The sequence below is a fragment of the Psychroserpens sp. Hel_I_66 genome (genome assembly GCF_000799465.1).
GTDB lineage: Bacteria > Bacteroidota > Bacteroidia > Flavobacteriales > Flavobacteriaceae > Psychroserpens.
In genome coordinates this window covers 243,801-266,290 of the sequence record NZ_JUGU01000001.1, presented here as the reverse complement: position 1 = coordinate 266,290, position 22,490 = coordinate 243,801, and the positions used below count along the sequence as shown (strand labels likewise).

The 22,490-nt window shown below is 37.9% G+C and carries 6 protein-coding genes; 2 read left to right on the top strand and 4 right to left on the bottom strand.

All coding sequences use genetic code 11. From position 1 onward, the window contains the following. Window positions 1-16: 16 nt before the first annotated feature. Window positions 17-10,870, bottom strand: coding sequence for a T9SS C-terminal target domain-containing protein (locus tag GQ40_RS01225; RefSeq protein WP_047545022.1), 10,854 nt, complete (start codon window positions 10,868-10,870; stop codon window positions 17-19). A gap of 585 nt (window positions 10,871-11,455) precedes the next feature. On the opposite strand from GQ40_RS01225, the gene GQ40_RS01220 reads away from it, so the two are divergent. Further along, the gene (locus GQ40_RS01220; RefSeq protein ID WP_047545020.1) at window positions 11,456-13,045 is read left to right on the top strand and encodes a peptide chain release factor 3; all 1,590 of its coding nucleotides are present in this window, start codon (window positions 11,456-11,458) and stop codon (window positions 13,043-13,045) included. A gap of 143 nt (window positions 13,046-13,188) precedes the next feature. Next, window positions 13,189-13,419: a (4Fe-4S)-binding protein gene (locus tag GQ40_RS01215; RefSeq protein ID WP_047545018.1), complete on the top strand. Its 231-nt coding sequence runs from the start codon at window positions 13,189-13,191 to the stop codon at window positions 13,417-13,419. A gap of 341 nt (window positions 13,420-13,760) precedes the next feature. On the opposite strand, the gene GQ40_RS01210 is transcribed toward GQ40_RS01215, so the two are convergent. The 3 genes from GQ40_RS01210 to rpoB form a co-directional block, all read right to left on the bottom strand. Next, complete coding sequence (locus GQ40_RS01210) at window positions 13,761-14,075, bottom strand: DUF3467 domain-containing protein (protein ID WP_047545016.1); 315 nt, start codon at window positions 14,073-14,075, stop codon at window positions 13,761-13,763. 144 nt (window positions 14,076-14,219) lie between these two features. Beyond that, window positions 14,220-18,521, bottom strand: coding sequence for a DNA-directed RNA polymerase subunit beta' (gene rpoC / locus GQ40_RS01205; RefSeq protein ID WP_047545014.1), 4,302 nt, complete (start codon window positions 18,519-18,521; stop codon window positions 14,220-14,222). Window positions 18,522-18,591: 70 nt separating this feature from the next. Next, window positions 18,592-22,404 carry a DNA-directed RNA polymerase subunit beta gene (gene rpoB / locus GQ40_RS01200; protein WP_047545012.1) on the bottom strand — a complete coding sequence of 1,271 codons (3,813 nt, stop codon included), beginning with the start codon at window positions 22,402-22,404 and terminating at the stop codon, window positions 18,592-18,594. Between the last annotated feature and the right edge of the window lie 86 nt (window positions 22,405-22,490).

Sequence of the window (22,490 nt, the reverse complement as noted above, 5' to 3'; positions counted from 1 at the left end):
AATCTTGCCTTATTAATTATCTGTTTAGATATAACCATCCTACTCGTGGCTCTGATCCGTCTTTTAAATCAATTACATAGTAGTAAGTTCCAACTGGTAATTTATCGCCTTGATTTAGAACAGCTCTTCCATTTGAAGTTCCTTCCCAGTCATTTCTATAACCTTTAGTTTCATAAACTATATTTCCCCATCTATTGTAAATCTCTAATGTATTATTAGGGAACGTTTCTATACAATCAATATTAAAGAAGTCGTTAATACCATCACCATTTGGAGAGAACTCATTATAAATAGTTAAACATATTGGTTCTACATCAACAGAATCAGTATTGTTCTCTTCATTTCCGTCATCACCTCCTGTGAATTCAATTATGCTAGCAGTATTCAAATAATCTCCAAAGCCAAGAACTTCAACAGTAATTTCTAGTATTTCTGCTTGGCCAGGATTTAATTGTCCAACAGACCACAGTCCATTTACTTCGGAATAAGTTCCTTGTGTTGCTATAAAAGAATCGAATGTATATCCACTTGGAAGTATATCTTCAACGACAACACCATTTGCTGTTACAAAGCCATCATTTGCAATCGTAATTGTAAATGTTACAAAATCCCCTATTAATGGCTGACTAATATCTACTTCTTTAGTAACAGATAATTCAAAACCAGAATCTGTAAAAGTTTCTGTTGGATCATCTTCCGTATTACCATCAGTATCATCACCATCATCACTTGTGTCACTCACGTCTCCATTATCTGGATCAGTTCCACTAGCATTAACGCTATTAATTACTCCTCCTGCATCCACATCACTTTGAGTTATAGTGTATGAAGCTGTATACGTTGCTGTTTCTCCAACTAACAAGCTACCTTCTAAACTTCCAGCATCTGAACTTACATATGTAGGCCCAGAATCTAGAGTTAATGGTATTCCATTAGCATCTGTAAATGTATCTATGATAGTAATATTATTTAATATGACGTTTCCAGCGTTATTTACAGTAATAGTATATGTGATAATATCACCTACACCTATCACACCATCGCCATTATCAAATATGTCTGCAACTTTAACTACATCCAATAAAGGAGTAGGAGTTATAAACGTATCTGTCGGATCGTCTGGGTCGCCATCACCGTCAGGGTCAATGTTCTCCGGATCGTTGGGGTCATCACTGTCATCTGTTACAGTTGTATCATCTGGACTATCACCCGATGCCAATACCGTATTGCTCACGCCTCCTGCATCTACGTCATCCTGTGTGATCACGTACGTCGCCAAATATGTCGCTGTCTCACCGACCTGTAAAGTGCCTTCTGAACTTCCTGCATCTGCACTGTCAAATGTAGGACCTGTCGTCAAGGTCAGCACGTTTCCGTCTGCGTCAGTTAAGGTATCTGTTATGGTAACACCATCTAAAGTGACATTTCCGCTGTTCGCTACTGTTATTGTATAGTTGATCGTATCGCCCGTTCCAAGAACGCCATCACCGTTGTCCGTGACCGATGCACTCTTCTCTGCTATGATCCTTGGGTCCTCTTCGATCAGCGTATCCGTTGGGTCATCTGGATCGCCATCTCCGTCAGGGTCAACGTTGTCATCATCGTTAGGGTCGTCACTTACGTCAGTAACGTTCGTGCCATCAGGGCTGTCGCCATCCGCAAGTACCGTGTTGCTGATACCGCCAGCATCAACGTCGTCCTGTGTGATCACGTAAGTCGCCAAATATGTAGCGGTCTCACCGACCTGTAAAGTGCCTTCTAAACTTCCTGCATCTGCACTGTCAAATGTAGGACCTGTCGTCAAGGTAAGCACGTTACCGTCAAGGTCCGTCAAGGTATCGACGATACCTACACTAGTCAGAACCACATCTCCAGTGTTCTCAACGGTGATCGTGTAGTTCACCGTATCGCCCGCTCCAAGAACGCCATCACCGTTGTCCGTAACTGATGCACTCTTCCCTGCAAGGATGCTAGGGCTTTCAAATAATGTATCGGTCGGATCGTCCGGGTCGCCATCACCGTCAGGGTCAATGTCCTCGGGATCGTTGGGGTCATCACTGTCATCTGTTACAGTTGTATCATCTGGACTATCACCTGATGCCAATACCGTATTGCTCACGCCCCCTGAATCAACGTCATCCTGTGTGATCACGTACGTCGCCAAATATGTCGCGGTCTCACCGACCTGTAAAGTGCCTTCTAAACTTCCTGCATCTGCACTGTCAAATGTAGGACCTGTCGTTAAGGTCAGCACGTTTCCGTCAAGGTCCGTCAGCGTATCCAATATCGTAACACCGTCAAGGGTAACGTTACCTGTGTTGGCAACTGTTATCACATAGTTTATAGTATCCCCTGCTCCAAGTGTTCCATCTCCATTGTCCGTGACCGTTGCCGATTTCTCAGCTATGATCCTTGGGTCTTCATCTATTAACGTATCGGTCGGATCATCTGGATCGCCATCGTTATCTGGATCAACGTTATCATTATCGTTAGGGTCATCACTGTCATCTGTTACAGTTGTATCATCTGGACTATCACCCGATGCCAATATCGTATTGCTCACGCCTCCTGCATCTACGTCATCCTGTGTGATCACGTACGTTGCAAGGTAGGTCGCTGTCTCACCGACCTGTAAAGTGCCTTCTGAACTTCCTGCATCTGCACTGTCAAATGTAGGACCTGTCGTCAAGGTCAGCACGTTTCCGTCTGCATCAGTTAAGGTATCTGTTATGGTAACACCATCTAAAGTGACATTTCCGCTGTTCGCTACTGTTATTGTATAGTTGATCGTATCGCCCGTTCCAAGAACGCCATCACCGTTGTCCGTGACCGATGCACTCTTCTCTGCTATGATCCTTGGGTCCTCTTCGATCAGCGTATCCGTTGGGTCATCTGGATCGCCATCTCCGTCAGGGTCAACGTTGTCATCATCGTTAGGGTCGTCACTTACGTCAGTAACATTCGTGCCATCAGGGCTGTCGCCATCCGCAAGTACCGTGTTGCTGATACCGCCAGCATCAACGTCGTCCTGTGTGATCACGTAAGTCGCCAAATATGTAGCGGTCTCACCGACCTGTAAAGTGCCTTCTAAACTTCCTGCATCTGCACTGTCAAATGTAGGACCTGTCGTCAAGGTAAGCACGTTACCGTCAAGGTCCGTCAAGGTATCGACGATACCTACACTAGTCAGAACCACATCTCCAGTGTTCTCAACGGTGATCGTGTAGTTCACCGTATCGCCCGCTCCAAGAACGCCATCACCGTTGTCCGTAACTGATGCACTCTTCTCTGCAAGGATGCTTGGTTTTTCAAATAATGTATCGGTCGGATCGTCCGGGTCGCCATCACCGTCAGGGTCAATGTCCTCGGGATCGTTGGGGTCATCACTGTCATCTGTTACAGTTGTATCATCTGGACTGTCACCTGATGCCAATACCGTATTGCTCACGCCCCCTGCATCAACGTCATCCTGTGTGATCACGTACGTCGCCAAATATGTCGCGGTCTCACCGACCTGTAAAGTGCCTTCTAAACTTCCTGCATCTGCACTGTCAAATGTAGGACCTGTCGTTAAGGTCAGCACGTTTCCGTCAAGGTCCGTCAGCGTATCCAATATCGTAACACCGTCAAGGGTAACGTTACCTGTGTTGGCAACTGTTATCACATAGTTTATAGTATCCCCTGCTCCAAGTGTTCCATCTCCATTGTCCGTGACCGTTGCCGATTTCTCAGCTATGATCCTTGGGTCTTCATCTATTAACGTATCGGTCGGATCATCTGGATCGCCATCGTTATCTGGATCAACGTTATCATTATCGTTAGGGTCATCACTGTCATCTGTTACAGTTGTATCATCTGGACTATCACCCGATGCCAATATCGTATTGCTCACGCCTCCTGCATCTACGTCATCCTGTGTGATCACGTACGTTGCAAGGTAGGTCGCTGTCTCACCGACCTGTAAAGTGCCTTCTGAACTTCCTGCATCTGCACTGTCAAATGTAGGACCTGTCGTCAAGGTCAGCACGTTTCCGTCTGCGTCAGTTAAGGTATCTGTTATGGTAACCCCATCTAAAGTGACATTTCCGCTGTTCGCTACTGTTATTGTATAGTTGATCGTATCGCCAGCTCCAAGAACGCCATCACCGTTGTCGGTGACCGATGCACTCTTCTCAGCAAGGATGCTAGGGTCCTCTGGGATCAGCGTATCCGTTGGGTCATCTGGATCGCCATCTCCGTCAGGGTCAACGTTGTCATCATCGTTAGGGTCGTCACTTACGTCAGTAACATTCGTGCCATCAGGGCTGTCGCCATCCGCAAGTACCGTGTTGCTGATACCGCCAGCATCAACGTCGTCCTGTGTGATCACGTAAGTCGCCAAATATGTCGCGGTCTCACCGACCTGTAAAGTGCCTTCTAAACTTCCTGCATCTGCACTGTCAAATGTAGGACCTGTCGTCAAGGTAAGCACGTTACCGTCAAGGTCCGTCAAGGTATCGACGATACCTACATTAGTCAGAACCACATCTCCAGTGTTCTCAACGGTGATCGTGTAGTTCACCGTATCGCCTGCTCCAAGAACGCCATCACCGTTGTCGGTGATCGATGCACTCTTCTCTGCAAGGATGCTTGGTTTTTCAAATAATGTATCGGTCGGATCGTCCGGGTCGCCATCACCGTCAGGGTCAATGTTCTCCGGATCGTCGGGGTCATCACTGTCATCTGTTACAGTTGTATCATCTGGACTATCACCTGATGCCAATACCGTATTGCTCACGCCCCCTGCATCAACGTCATCCTGTGTGATCACGTACGTCGCCAAATATGTCGCGGTCTCACCGACCTGTAAAGTGCCTTCTAAACTTCCTGCATCTGCACTGTCAAATGTAGGACCTGTCGTTAAGGTCAGCACGTTTCCGTCAAGGTCCGTCAGCGTATCCAATATCGTAACACCGTCAAGGGTAACGTTACCTGTGTTGGCAACTGTTATCACATAGTTTATAGTATCCCCTGCTCCAAGTGTTCCATCTCCATTGTCCGTGACCGTTGCCGATTTCTCAGCTATGATCCTTGGGTCTTCATCTATTAACGTATCGGTCGGATCATCTGGATCGCCATCGTTATCTGGATCAACGTTATCATTATCGTTAGGGTCATCACTGTCATCTGTTACAGTTGTATCATCTGGACTATCACCCGATGCCAATATCGTATTGCTCACGCCTCCTGCATCTACGTCATCCTGTGTGATCACGTACGTTGCAAGGTAGGTCGCTGTCTCACCGACCTGTAAAGTGCCTTCTGAACTTCCTGCATCTGCACTGTCAAATGTAGGACCTGTCGTCAAGGTCAGCACGTTTCCGTCTGCGTCAGTTAAGGTATCTGTTATGGTAACCCCATCTAAAGTGACATTTCCGCTGTTCGCTACTGTTATTGTATAGTTGATCGTATCGCCAGCTCCAAGAACGCCATCACCGTTGTCGGTGACCGATGCACTCTTCTCAGCAAGGATGCTAGGGTCCTCTGGGATCAGCGTATCCGTTGGGTCATCTGGATCGCCATCTCCGTCAGGGTCAACGTTGTCATCATCGTTAGGGTCGTCACTTACGTCAGTAACATTCGTGCCATCAGGGCTGTCGCCATCCGCAAGTACCGTGTTGCTGATACCGCCAGCATCAACGTCGTCCTGTGTGATCACGTAAGTCGCCAAATATGTAGCGGTCTCACCGACCTGTAAAGTGCCTTCTAAACTTCCTGCATCTGCACTGTCAAATGTAGGACCTGTCGTCAAGGTAAGCACGTTACCGTCAAGGTCCGTCAAGGTATCGACGATACCTACATTAGTCAGAACCACATCTCCAGTGTTCTCAACGGTGATCGTGTAGTTCACCGTATCGCCCGCTCCAAGAACGCCATCACCGTTGTCCGTAACTGATACACTCTTCTCTGCAAGGATGCTAGGGTTTTCGCACGGATTTACAGTTGGATCTGTCGAACTAACATCATTTTGTTGTAACGAATTCATAGCTCCATCTTGGGGAACACCATTAGCATCAACATTGTCTCCTAAAGAATCATCTGTATCTAAATCTGAGAAGGTAAGACCTCCATCACCTTCTAAAGCATCTGGACAACCATCATCATCACTATCTGTATCTAAATAATCAGGAATCCCATCGTCATCTGTGTCAGGGTCTGTAGTTATTGGGTTTGTAAAATTATCGACACAAGCAAACTCAATACTATGGTATCTTACTACATCATTGATTGCGTTAGTAGCCTTAACCCCTAATCTCATTGTGTAGTTGTTAAAATTCACATAACGGGTTGACACATTTAAATTGTCATTTACGTTTGAAGTACCTGGGAAGTCAACATTTCCTGATGTCACCAATAAAAAATTAGGCTCATTTTCAACATTTACATCTGTGGGATTACTTACAGTATAACTTATTGGTGTTTGTACCCTATCTCTTTCTCTTAAGTCTGGTGTTCCATCGATATCATTCAAATTAACAAACACTTCTGCAGCTTCAGGCGCTAAAGTGGTAGTTCCCGAAACAACAAATTGAATATTGAATTCTACATACCCTTCTTGATTAGGGTTTAAGCTTGTAAATCTAGTACCAGGCTTAAAGTATTCAGTATTTTCAGTGTTATCATCCAAAACATCAACTTCTGCATTAACAAAATCAACAAGTGTCACTAAGGCGTCTACTCCAGTCTGAACATCTGCAAATCTGAACACTTCCCCTTCGAGCAGTGTTGCAATATTGCCATCACCAACTTCTTCCGTAGCGAGAGAACTAAAATCAAAACTTGTCTCGCTTCCACATGCAGGTTGGCCATTTGTGGTTACACCTTGTTCATCAATATCTAATAAACCGTCATTATCATCATCATCATCACAACCATCTGGAATTAAATCACCATCGGCATCTGCATTATCATTAAAACCATCACAGGTATCTGCAGAATTAACAATACCATCACCATCACAATCGTTTGTTGGATAATCTGCGCATGCATTAATGATAATAATTGCAGTTGCAGTATCACATATTGTTGGATTTGCTTCTAAGCAAATTGTATATTGTATATTATATGTTCCTGGTAAGGATCCTGAAGGAACATTGATTGTACCATTAGGACTGATCGTTACATCTGTAAGACCATCATTATCTGCAATTGATATATTATTAGAGATATTAGCATCGGTTGCGGGTAAACCATCTGCCAAATCTGTTCCATTTCCATTGTCATCAAAAACAGATCCGGTTGTACCACCTGTAACTGGATTAAATGGTGTACTACTAAAATCATCATCCAATGCATCAATTGTTAATGATGCATCTACGGTAAGTGTAGCACTATTTTGCTCATTGATACAAATATTATTAAAATGAGAAACAATTACATTATAAATATTGCCATCAAGTCCTGTTACATCTACTATTGTTAACTCTTGAGTGGTTGTACCAATATAATTTCCTCCTTCAGAAATATCTATTCCATTTTCTTGCCACTGATAAACCAAACCAGCATTAGCATTTATATCATAATTTGGAATACCACTATTAAAGGATGATGCCTGTAATGCAGTCACATCTACAGTAAACATGATACTATTTCCTTCTATGACAGTTTCATCTATTGGTACGGTATCAATTGTTATATCTACAGCAGTAATATATGCTGGATCAGGTTGACCGTAAGGTGCTGCATTAACGATACCATTCTCATTAACTCCTGTTGCATTAGTTGGGTCTCCAGGATTATAAGGATCTATAACACCTCCAAAAGAACCATCATCATTACTATCAATGTCAGCCGATGTAAAAGCTTCATTGGCATCAACGCAACCGTCATTATCACTGTCTTGATCAACATAATCTGGTGTTCCATCATCATCAGTATCTATTGCATTAAAGAAAATATGTGATGGATCATTGTATAAGTTAATCCTACATTCATCAAAACGAATAGAATAAAAACGATCTCTTAGATTTGTTGATATTTTATCTGCTCCAATTGTAAATCTAAATAAATTAACATCTCTTTTCTGAAAGAAAATACGATAAGGATTTGACGTATCTATAGGATCTATAGGTGCGTTCCCTGAACCATCAGCCTCAAAACGTATAACGCCAGCACCAAGATTAGTAACATCAATTAATGAAGGATTCCCAACGCTATAGCCTACAATATCTTGAACTCTGTAAAACTCTTTCAAAGTATTATCTCCATCTATATCTTGGATAAATCCACCGACACGATCAACAGTTGCACTATTGGTTGTACCAGCATCTACAAATCTAATTTCGAATTGAACTGTTAATTCGCCGGTTGCAGTTGGATCGTAAGTTAAATTAGGCTGAAGTGCATCATCATCACCTAAGTTTTGATCTATACTCACAATATTTACACCTGGGCTAATTTGAGAAATTCTTAATATGGCATCCAAACCTGCAGCTACTGTTGAAAAACGATATTCTGCATTTAATGTACCTGCTCCTGAACCAGTTGTTGGCACATAAGTTCCTCCATTAAAATTATAAGCTAAACCTGTACATATACCACCAACAATTCCGTCTGTATAAAAACCGTAACCTTCTGTAATGTCTGAAATACCATCATTGTCATCATCTGAATCACAACCGTCTGGTACACCATCTAAATCTGCATCTAATGCATCATCAAAACCTTCACAAACATCAGCAGAATTGATAACACCATCGCCATCACAATCATTAGTTGGAAAATCTGAACATAAACCGACAACTACTATTGCTGTTGCAGTATCACAAATAGAAGAATCTGCCTCTAAGCAAATTGTATATTGTACATCATAAGTTCCTGCAGTAGCTCCAGAAGGAACGTTAATTGTCCCGTCATTATTAATTGTTACACCTACTAAACCTCCATTATCTGCTATAGAAATATTATCTGAAATATTAGCATCGTTTGCTTCTAAACCATCAGCTAAATCTGTCCCGTTTCCGTTGTTTGCAAAAACGCTTGCTGTATTGCCTCCATCTGGATTTATAGGTGTTGTACTGAAATCATCGTTTTCCGCAGAGATTGTTGGCAGTACAACTACATTTAAAGTAGCGCTATTTTGAATATTGGCACAAGCATTGTTTAAATGCGTAATTATCAAGTTATATACATTTCCGTCTAAACCTGTAACATTTGATATTGTAAGTGTATTTGTATTTGATCCAGAGTACACTCCTGAATCTGTCAAATCAATGCCATTTTCTTGCCATTGATATCCTATATCACCAGAATCATCTGTTGCTGGTGGTATATTATAATTTGGCACACCTGCTGCAAAAGTGGTTGTATTTACCGCTGTCGCTGATGTAATTGTAAATGTTGTGCTAGTGCCTTCTACAACGGTTTGATCCATTAGTGCGGTTGCGTCAACTGTGATTTGAGTAGCAGTTGTGACATCTATATTTGTACCTGTATATGCTGTTGCTGCTCCGGTAACTCTTCCAGTATTTGGTTCTACACCTGTACCATCTACCTGACCGTTATCATCTACATCCAAGTGTCCTGCCTCTATTGTATCATTACAGCCATCGTTATCTGAATCTATATCATAAATATCAAAAATACCATCACCATCTGTGTCACAGTCTGGAATAACTTCTGTTAAATAAGCAATAAGTTCACTTTCAACAATACCTTGAGGACCTCCCCAAAATTCTCCTCTAATTTGTATAAACTCTAGATTTGCTAGAATAGCATTGTATTGCGCTGATGTTCCAGAAAAATTAGCCTGATTTATTGTAAATTCTATTTCGAAAGTTCCGAAAGTTTGAGTGTCTAAAAATGGATCTGCATTAACCTGTGCCTCTATTTGATCGCCACCATTACCAACCAATCTAAAATCATTGGCTCCGGGTACAATATTAGAAAACCAACTATTACCCGCTGTATTATCATCAATTTGCAACCTCATATATACTGTACGACCATCTAATCCAGAAAAATCAGCACTTCCGAAGCCAATTTGATAATATGTAATACCTAAATCTTGATCTATGTACCTTAACCCAAGTTCATTATTACCAGGACCTGCATCGTTAACAACTGGGGTACCTGATGCACCACCTTCTACAACTGTTGCTGTACCGTTGGATATAGCATCTGCCAAAAACGAATTACTTATTACTATTTCGTTACATTCATTTATATCATCAATACCATCATTGTCATCATCTAAATCACATGTATTATTAATACCATCTGCATCTGGGTCATTTGCAGTTACTGTACCAGCAATTGCACCATCTGTACAAGGATCAATCATTCTTAAATCTAAATCGTCAACAAAATTCCATGTTCTTGCACATGAACCTCCTGAGAAAAACTCAAAAAGAGAAGAACCAGTAGTTGGAGCAATAAATGTTGCTGTAGTTGTTACCCAAATATTTTCTGATGCTGGTGGTGGAATAATTGCCACTGGAGTACCATTAATCCTGATTTGAAGTTCAGGAGTACATGGTGTAGTTGAACCATCTTGCCTAGTTTGAATTAAATATTCAAAAGAAAATCTATAAGTTTCTCCCGCTACTAAATTAACGTTTTGACCAATACCCTCAGGATTACCAGCAAGTGCTCTAAAACCAAAATAGCATCCTCCACTTGGCGATGGTGTACTTGGAGCCTCAAAACTATCCCAAGCTCTTTGAAAATCTGTAGATCTATCTGGAGTATTTGTTTTAATCCAACCATCTGGCTGTTGATCTCTCTGTGCATCACTACCATCACAAGTAGCAATAGCAACATCGAGTCCTGGATTTGTTAAAATATTTTGCGAATTTCCGTTCCAAGAAAATATTATTATAACTAAGAGCAAAGCCCTAGTTATCAATGAAACGTTTGTAAACGAGAATCGGGTAAAGATTTTCATATTATCTTAAAGTAAAGTTATTTATCTATATACTATTCGTTATTCTATATTAATAGACTAATAGAATTTATTTGAAAAAACTTCAAAGGCAACAAAACCTTTATCACATATATATAAATTTACATATATACGATACTTATGAAAATCAAAATTATTGCTATTAATCTTAGTTCAAAAATAATATTAATTTTTTAGAAATTATTATTAAAGTAACATTTATTTTATCGTTGAAATGCCATTATTTGTTGACAAAACGCGAATTTAGACCAATATTTTAAGTCACTCTAGTTTTATTGAAAAAACGTTTGACTTTATCAGAATTTAAAGCGTAATAAATATGATAGTAATCGCCTCACAACTATTTTTTTTTATAGCCTTAAAAAAGGTTTTTGATGTCATGTTGAAAATAATAAATACTGAAATTTATGATAAACTAAATCCATAGATTAAATTTTAACTTAAAAAATATACAAGCGGTTTTTAATTTAAAATAATTAATTACAATTATATTTGCATCTACTAAAAATTAATATGAGTTTTAAGAAAGAAATCCAAAGGAGACGTACGTTCGGCATCATTTCACACCCAGATGCTGGTAAAACAACATTAACTGAAAAACTACTTCTATTTGGAGGCGCGATACAAGAAGCTGGAGCTGTAAAAAGCAATAAAATTAAAAAAGGTGCTACTAGTGATTTTATGGAGATTGAACGCCAAAGAGGTATATCTGTAGCCACTTCTGTTTTGGCTTTTGAATATGATGGCATAAAAATAAATATTCTTGACACTCCTGGCCACAAAGATTTTGCTGAAGATACGTTTAGAACATTAACTGCAGTAGACAGTGTAATAGTAGTGATTGATGTAGCTAAAGGCGTTGAGGAACAAACTGAAAAACTCGTTGAAGTTTGTCGCATGCGAAATATCCCAATGATCGTCTTCATCAATAAGATGGATCGCGAAGGAAAAGATGCTTTTGATTTATTAGATGAAATCGAACAAAAATTAGGGTTGCGAGTTGTACCGCTAAGTTTCCCTATAGGAATGGGATATGATTTTAAAGGTATTTATAACATCTGGGAAAAGAACATCAATTTATTTAGTGGAGATAGTAGAAAAGACATAGAAGATACTATAGAAATTAATGATTTATCTTCTTCGGAATTAGATAAACTAGTTGGAGAAAAGGCTGCCAAGACATTAAGGGAGGAAATTGAACTTGTAGACGGAATCTACCCACAATTTGATAAAGAAGAATATCTCAACGGACATTTGCAACCAGTATTTTTTGGATCTGCATTAAACAACTTTGGGGTTAGAGAACTTTTAGATTGTTTCGTAGAAATTGCTCCAAAGCCAAGACCAAAAAAGAGTGAAGAACGTTTGGTCAAACCAGACGAAGATAAATTTACCGGATTTGTATTTAAAATTCATGCCAATATGGATCCCAACCATAGAAATAGATTGGCATTTATTAAAATAGTCTCTGGTGAGTTTAAAAGAAACACACCTTATTTGCACGTAAGGCACGATAAGAAACTAAAATTTTCTAGTCCTAATGCTTTTTTTGCTGAAAAGAAAGAAATTGTAGATATTTCATATCCTGGAGATATTGTAGGCTTACAAGACACCGGGAATTTTAAAATTGGAGACACTTTAACCGAAGGAGAAGTACTCAACTATAAAGGTGTACCAAGTTTTTCACCAGAGCATTTTAGATATATAAATAATGCAGATCCTTTAAAATCCAAACAATTAAATAAAGGGATTGACCAACTAATGGATGAAGGAGTTGCGCAACTTTTTACTTTAGAACTCAACGGAAGAAAAGTGATTGGTACCGTTGGTGCACTTCAATATGAAGTTATACAATACCGTTTAGAACATGAATATGGTGCAAAATGTACTTACGAAAATTTAAATGTTCATAAGGCCTGTTGGATAGAAACAGATAACAAAAAGAGTGAAGAATACAAAGAATTCTTAAGAGTTAAACAACGTTACTTAGCTAAGGACAAGCGTGGGCAATTAGTATTTTTAGCCGATTCACCTTTCTCTTTACAGATGACTCAACAAAAATATCCAAACATAAAATTTCATTTAACTTCGGAATTTGACTAATTAAAAACATGCAGTTCATCTAAAAAATTTCAAAAAAATTTGTTATTAATCGGTGATTTAATACATTTAAACGTTGATTAAATTACGATAACGTTTTAGCTGTCTAAATTTAAAATAGATTCAAACCCCAAAATTGATCTACTATGAAAACTTCAACTCCCAATGTTTTCAGTAATAATGATATTACTGTAACCTACAGCCCATGTAAATGCATCAATGCAGAACGTTGTGCCAGAGAACTTTCTAATGTATTTAGACAATCTGTTATTCCATGGATAGATCTAGAAGGTGCTTCTACGAAAAAAATTATAAGACAAGTTAAAAAATGTCCTTCTGGAGCTTTAAAATTTCATGCCAACCAAGAAGTAGCATAAACTAATTTTAACATAAACAAATTAGCGTTTTTATAAAAAAATCGAAATAAAGCGTTTTCAACCACTTTAGTTATGCGACGCATAATGAACTATAAAAATTTATACTTTATAAAAGAAATCCATCTAAAAAACAGCAGATTTTAACTAAGCATAATTTATTTCTATTTACTTAAACTTAAGCAATAGAATTTTTCTATTAAAAAAGCCTTTGATTTCAAATTAATGAAATAAAGGCTTTTTTAACTTTCATTTAGTGAACCAAAATTTATAGAAATTGCATCTTGCTCACAAAGATATTTTGAGTAACTCTTAATTAACTATACTCTAATTTGTAATTGCTATTATGCTTGACCTGTTGGTCCGAAATTTAAGGGTATTGGAGCTTGCTCGTAATCCTTAATCTCTCCGTGAGCTTTCTCAAATCTTTTAACGTTATCTCCCAAAGCCTTTAATAATCTTTTGGCGTGTTGTGGTGTTAGTATGATTCTCGATTTTACTTTACTTTTTGGAGTTCCAGGCATGATACTCACAAAATCAACAACAAATTCTGAAACTGAATGGTTAATGATCGCTAGGTTGGAATAAGTTCCTTCAGCAATTTTCTCATCTAATTCAATGTTTATTCCTGGTTTTTTATTTTTATTATCTTCTGCCATTTTTTTGTTTTAATATTTCCGAAGAAATAATTATTGTGTTTAATAGTTATTAAAAAGCCTTCAAACAATTTAATGTGTGAAGGCTTTAATTTATAGATTAGCTTTGCTGAATCTTAGATTTCCTGCCTCCGCAGGAATAACAAATTAGTTATAATTCATCTCTTCTTTTGCTTTCATCATTTCATTGAATTCTTCTTTAGAACCTACGATGATGTTATCAAATTTTCTAACACCGGTTCCTGCTGGAATTCTATGACCAACAATTACATTTTCTTTTAATCCTTCAAGATCATCCACCTTACCATTTACAGCTGCTTCGTTAAGAACTTTTGTAGTTTCTTGGAACGATGCTGCAGATATAAACGATTTAGTTTGTAATGAAGCTCTGGTAATACCTTGTAAGATTGGCGTCGCAGTTGCAGACTTCGCATCACGCGCAGTTACTAATGCTTTATCTTCTCTACGTAGTATTGAGTTTTCATCTCTCAATTCTCTTGATGTCAAGACCTGACCTGGTTTTAAATTTTGAGAATCTCCAGCGTCTTCAACAACTTTTAATCCGAAAATTTTATCATTTTCTTCAATAAAGTCTGCCTTATGCACCAATTGGTCTTCTAAGAAAATTGTATCTCCAGAATCGATAATTTTTACCTTACGCATCATTTGTCTTACGACAACTTCAAAGTGCTTATCATTAATCTTAACACCTTGTAAACGATATACTTCTTGAACTTCGTTTACTAAGTATTGCTGTACAGCAGCAGGACCTTTGATGTTCAAGATATCGTTTGGTGTGATTGAACCGTCAGATAATGGCATACCAGCTTTTACATAATCGTTTTCTTGAACAAGAATTTGATTAGATAATTTTACTAGGTATTTCTTAACCTCACCAAGCTTAGACTCAATGATAATTTCACGGTTACCACGTTTTATTTTTCCGAAGGAAACAACACCATCAATCTCACTTACAACAGCAGGGTTAGAAGGGTTACGCGCTTCAAATAATTCTGTTACACGAGGTAAACCACCTGTAATATCACCTGCTTTAGCAGATTTACGAGGAATTTTAACTAAGATTTTACCAACCTTAATTTTTTCTCCGTTATCAATCATAAGGTGAGCTCCAACCGGTAAATTGTACGAACGTATAGTTTCACCTTTAGAATCTTCAATATGAAGGGTAGGAATCAATTTCTTGTTTCTAGACTCTGAAATTACTTTCTCCTGGAAACCAGTTTGCTCATCAATCTCTACTTGGTACGTGATACCTTGCTCGATGTTTTCATATTTTACCTTACCAGCAAACTCTGAAATAATAACACCGTTATAAGGATCCCAATCACAAATCACCTGTCCTTTTTTAACTTTATCACCTGGTTTTACATAGATGTTAGAACCATAAGGAATGTTGTTTGTACTTAATGTGATACCTGTTTTAGCATCTACCAATTTCAATTCTGAAGTTCTTGATATAACTACGTCTACATCTTTTCCTTCTTTATCTGAGCTTTTAACGGTCTTAAGATCTTCAATCTCTGCAATACCGTCAAACTTAACAGTTAATTTATTTTCTTCGGAAATGTTACCCGCAATACCACCTACGTGGAATGTACGAAGTGTAAGCTGTGTACCAGGCTCACCAATTGATTGTGCAGCCACTACACCAACAGCTTCTCCTCTTTGTACCATCTTACCTGTCGCTAAATTACGACCGTAACATTTTGAACAAATACCTTTTTTAGCTTCACAGGTTAATGCAGATCTTACTTCAACAGAGTCTAAAGCAGACGCCTGAATACGTTTTGCAATATCATCATAAATATGACCACCTGCTTCAACCAATAACTCTTCGGTAATTGGATCGTACACATCATTTAATGACGTACGACCTACAATTCTAGCCTCAAGAGTTTCTATGATTTCTTCATTTTTCTTTAAAGGATTAACTTCAATACCTCTTAATGTTCCACAATCTTCTGTGTAAATAATAACATCTTGAGATACATCCACCAAACGACGAGTTAAATAACCTGCATCGGCAGTTTTAAGTGCTGTATCGGCAAGTCCTTTACGTGCACCGTGAGTAGAGATAAAGTACTCTAAAATTGAAAGACCTTCCTTAAAGTTAGAAAGAATAGGGTTTTCAATAATTTCTCCACCACCTGCATTAGATTTTTTAGGTTTCGCCATTAATCCACGCATACCTGTAAGCTGACGAATCTGTTCTTTAGATCCACGAGCCCCAGAATCAAGCATCATAAACACCGAGTTAAATCCTTGTTGATCTTCTCTAATACGCTTCATTGACAATTCTGTCAATTCTGCATTTGTTGATGTCCAGATATCGATAACTTGGTTATAACGTTCGTTATTTGTAATCAATCCCATATTATAGTTACCCATAATACCGTCAACTAAGGTATTAGCTTTGTCAATCATGCTTTGTTTTTCCGCAGGAATAATAATATCACCTAAACTAAATGATAATCCACCTTGGAATGCGAACTTATAACCTTGAGTTTTAATTTCATCTAAAAACGCAGCTGTTTCTGGTACACTTGTCTTTTTAAGAATACCATGAATAATATCTCTTAATGATTTCTTGGTTAATACCTCATTTATATATCCTGCTGCTGCTGGAACTTTTTCATTAAAAAGTACACGACCAACGGTAGTTTCTATAATTTGAGTTGTTAATTCACCTTCCTCATTAAAATCTTGAGTTCTTACTTTTATACCAGCATTCAATTCTACTTTTTTCTCGTTGTAAGCTATTGTAACTTCTTCTGGAGAATAGAATGTTAAACCTTCACCGATAACTTTATAATCATCTGTAGATATTCTGTGCTTGGTCATATAATAGAGACCAAGTACCATATCCTGAGATGGTACAGTTACAGGAGAACCATTTGCTGGGTTCAAAATATTATGTGATGCCAGCATTAATAATTGTGCTTCCAAAATTGCTTCTGGACCTAAAGGTAAATGCACAGCCATCTGGTCACCATCAAAATCGGCATTAAATGCAGTACACACTAATGGGTGTAACTGGATTGCTTTTCCTTCAATTAATTTTGGTTGGAAAGCTTGTATACCAAGTCTGTGTAATGTAGGAGCACGGTTTAGTAATACTGGATGTCCTTTAAGAACATTCTCCAAGATATCCCAAACAACAGGCTCTTTTCTATCTATAATTTTCTTTGCAGATTTTACAGTTTTTACAATTCCTCTTTCAATTAGTTTTCTAATAATAAAAGGCTTGTATAGTTCTGCTGCCATATCTTTTGGCAATCCACATTCAAATAATTTTAATTCTGGTCCAACAACAATTACAGAACGTGCAGAGTAATCAACACGCTTACCAAGTAAGTTTTGACGAAAACGCCCTTGCTTACCTTTAAGTGAATCTGATAATGATTTTAATGGTCTGTTAGAATCTGTTTTTACTGCTGAAGCTTTACGTGTGTTATCAAATAATGAATCTACAGATTCTTGTAACATACGCTTCTCATTACGTAAGATAACTTCAGGAGCTTTAATTTCAACTAGACGCTTTAAACGGTTATTACGAATAATAACACGACGATAAAGATCATTCAAATCTGATGTTGCAAAACGTCCACCATCTAAAGGCACTAATGGTCTTAATTCTGGCGGAATGATTGGAATAGCCTTCATGATCATCCACTCCGGTCTATTCTCTCTATTTGCATTTGAGTCTCTAAAAGCCTCAACAACTTGCAAGCGTTTTAAAGCTTCGGTTTTACGTTGTTTAGACGTTTCTGTATTTGCTTTATGACGTAATTCAAATGATAATTCGTTTAAGTCGATTCTTGCTAAAAGATCGATTAAACACTCAGCTCCCATTTTAGCAATGAACTTATTTGGGTCTGTATCATCTAAATGTCTATTTTCCTGAGGAATACTTTCTAAAATATTAAGATATTCTTCTTCAGTTAAGAAATCCATTTTTTGTAAAGGATCTCCTTCAGCATTTTTAGCTTCACCAGGTTGGATAACTACATAACGCTCGTAATAGATAATCATATCTAAACGCTTAGACGGTAAACCGAGTAAGTATCCTATTTTATTTGGTAAAGAACGGAAGTACCATATGTGAGCAACAGGTACAACAAGATTGATGTGCCCTACGCGATCACGACGTACTTTCTTCTCTGTTACTTCAACACCACAACGGTCACAAACAATACCTTTGTAACGTATTCTTTTATATTTACCACAAGCACATTCGAAATCCTTTACAGGACCAAAAATTCGCTCACAGAATAAACCATCACGTTCTGGTTTATGTGTTCGATAATTTATAGTTTCTGGTTTTAAAACTTCACCACGAGATGCTGCCAAAACAGATTCTGGTGATGCTAGACCAATAGAAATTTTACTAAACTTCTGTATTGTATTCTTATCTTGTCTTCTTGCCATTTTCTTTATAGTCTTGAGTCTTTAGTCTCTAGTCGATAAAACTCTACCGACTAAAGACTACTGACTATTTTTATTCTTCTAATCTAATATCTAATCCTAATCCTTTCAATTCGTGCATAAGTACGTTGAAAGATTCAGGTAGTCCTGGTTCTGGCATTGGCTCTCCTTTTACGATTGCTTCGTAAGTTTTAGCTCTACCTATCACATCATCAGATTTCACTGTTAAGATCTCACGAAGTGTTGCTGAAGCTCCATAAGCCTCTAGTGCCCAAACTTCCATCTCTCCAAAACGCTGACCACCAAACTGTGCTTTACCACCAAGAGGTTGTTGCGTAATAAGTGAGTACGGCCCTATTGAACGTGCGTGCATCTTATCATCAATCATGTGACCTAGTTTGATCATGTAAATGACACCAACAGTTGCCGGTTGGTCAAAACGATCACCAGTTCCACCATCATAAAGGTAGGTATGACCAAATCTTGGCACGCCAGCTTCATCAGTAAACTCGTTGATTTGATCCAGTGTAGCACCATCGAAAATTGGTGTTGCATACGTACGACCTAATTTTTGTCCAGCCCAACCAAGAACAGTTTCGTAAATCTGACCTATGTTCATACGAGATGGTACACCTAATGGATTTAATACAATATCAACAGGAGTTCCATCTTCTAAGAAAGGCATGTCTTCTTGACGAACAATACGAGCAACAATACCTTTGTTACCGTGACGTCCTGCCATTTTATCACCAACTTTTAATTTACGTTTTTTAGCAACATAAACCTTAGCCAATTTGATGATACCAGCTGGCAACTCATCACCAACAGAAATTGTAAACTTCTCACGACGTAACGATCCTTGTAAATCATTCTCTTTAATCTTGTAGTTGTGAACTAAGTCTGCAACCAAGTCATTTAAATGATCATCTGTTGTCCAAGTTCCTGACGTTAAATGTGAATAATCATCTACAGAATTTAACATCTTAAGTGTATATTTCTTTCCTTTAGGAATGATTTCCTCACCTAAGTCATTATAGATACCTTGAGCAGTTTTACCATTTACAAGAGCAAATAATTTATCAACTAATACAGCTTGTAAATCATCAAACTTCTTATAATAGATATTTTCTAATGCTTCAATATCTTCTTTATCTTTAGCTCTCTTACGTTTATCTTTAATGGCTCTTGAGAATAATTTTTTCTCAATAACTACACCATGTAATGATGGAGATGCTTTTAAAGATGCATCTTTTACATCACCTGCTTTATCACCAAAGATAGCACGTAATAATTTTTCTTCTGGAGTTGGATCAGATTCTCCTTTTGGCGTAATCTTACCAATAAGAATATCACCTGGTTTGATTTCTGCTCCAATTCTAATCATACCGTTTTCGTCAAGGTCTTTTGTTGCCTCTTCTGAAACGTTAGGAATATCATTAGTTAATTCTTCGTTACCTAATTTGGTATCTCTAACTTCTAATGAATATTCATCAATATGAATTGATGTAAATATATCGTCACGAACTACTTTTTCTGAAATTACAATAGCATCCTCAAAGTTGTAACCTTTCCATGGCATAAATGCCACTTTCATGTTACGACCCAATGCTAACTCTCCTTTTTCAGTAGCATAACCTTGACATAGTACTTGTCCCTTTTTAACTTTATCACCTTTCTCAACGATTGGTTTTAGGTTAATCGATGTACCTTGGTTGGTCTTACGGAATTTAACTAATGGATATGTTTTGGTATCACTATCAAAACTAACCATTGCAGCTTCTTCCGATCGTTCGTATTTTATTGTTATTTCATTGGCATCAACATACTCAACAGTTCCGTTTCCTTCTGCATTAATCAATACTCTAGAATCTGAAGCTACCTGGCGTTCAAGACCTGTACCAACGATTGGTGCTTGTGGACGCAATAAAGGTACTGCCTGACGCATCATGTTAGATCCCATCAATGCACGGTTGGCATCATCATGTTCTAAGAACGGAATTAAAGATGCCGAAATAGATGCAATCTGGTTTGGAGCAACATCTGTATAATTTACATTTGCTGGATCAATAACCGGAAAATCACCTTCTTGACGTGCAATAATTTTATCTTCGAGGATTTTACCTTTTTCATCAACATTAATGTTTGCTTGCGCAATTAACATGTTCTCTTCTTCCTCTGCACTTAGGTATGTTGGTATATTCTTGATATCTACAACTCCATTATCAACTTTTCTATAAGGTGTTTCAATGAATCCCATTGAATTTACTTTTGCAAAAACTGATAAAGATGAAATTAATCCAATGTTTGGTCCCTCAGGAGTTTCGATTGGACAAAGTCTTCCATAGTGAGTATAGTGAACATCACGTACCTCGAAACCTGCTCTTTCTCTGGATAAACCTCCAGGTCCTAAAGCTGATAGACGACGTTTGTGTGTAATCTCTGCTAATGGATTGGTTTGATCCATAAATTGAGATAATTGGTTTGTTCCGAAGAAAGAATTAATAACCGAAGACAATGTCTTAGCGTTAATTAAATCTATTGGTGTAAACACTTCGTTATCACGAACGTTCATACGCTCACGAATGGTACGAGCCATACGTGCTAATCCAACACCAAACTGAGATGACAATTGCTCACCAACAGTTCTAACACGACGGTTAGATAAGTGGTCAATATCATCGATCTCTGCTTTAGAGTTGATTAGCTCAATTAAATATTTTATAATTGTTATGATATCTTCTTTGGTAAGCACTTGCTTATCCATGCCAATATCCAATTGTAATTTTTTGTTCATTCTATAACGACCTACTTCTCCTAAAGAGTAACGTTGGTCTGAAAAGAATAATTTATCAATGATACCTCTTGCTGTCTCCTCATCTGGCGGCTCAGCATTACGTAATTGACGGTAGATGTGCTCAACAGCTTCTTTTTCAGAATTTGTTGGATCTTTTTGTAATGTATTGTGAATAATTGCGTAATCTCCTTGTTGAGATGTTTCTTTGTGCAATAAAATAGTTTTTACTCCAGCTTCAAGGATTTCTTCAATATTATCTTTGTCTATAACAGTGTCACGATCTAATACAATTTCGTTACGCTCTATAGATACTACTTCTCCAGTATCTTCATCTACGAAATCTTCATGCCATGTATTTAATACACGTGCTGCAAGCTTACGATCGATAACTTTTTTAAGTCCAGATTTTGATACTTTAACCTCTTCAGCTAGATCAAAAATCTCTAGGATATCTTTATCGCGCTCAAAACCGATAGCTCTAAATAATGTTGTTACAGGTAATTTTTTCTTTCTATCAATGTAAGCGTACATTACTTGATTGATATCTGTAGCAAACTCAATCCATGATCCTTTAAAAGGAATTACTCTCGCTGAATATAGTTTAGTACCATTTGCGTGAAATGATTGACTAAAGAATACACCGGGAGATCTATGTAATTGAGATACTACTACACGTTCTGCACCATTGATACAGAAAGTTCCGCTAGGTGTCATATAAGGAATGGTCCCTAAATATACATCCTGAACAATTGTCTCGAAGTCTTCATGTTCTGGATCTGTACAATAAAGTTTTAAACGTGCTTTTAAGGGCACACTGTAAGTAAGTCCTCTTTCGATACATTCTTCAATCGAATATCTTGGTGGATCAATAAAATAATCCAGAAATTCTAATACGAATTGATTACGCGTATCTGTAATTGGAAAGTTTTCCATGAAGGTATTGTATAGACCTTCATTTCCTCTTTGATCTGATTTTGTCTCTAACTGGAAAAAATCCTGAAAGGATTTAATTTGAATATCCAAGAAATCTGGATATTCAGTTTTGTTTACTATGGAAGAGAAATTTAATCTTTCAGCTTTATTTGCTAACATCGATGAACGAGATTTTGATTAAAAAAATAACTAGTTTATTTGTATACTATTCTATACACAAAAGGGTTTAGGTCTTTTCGAGCATA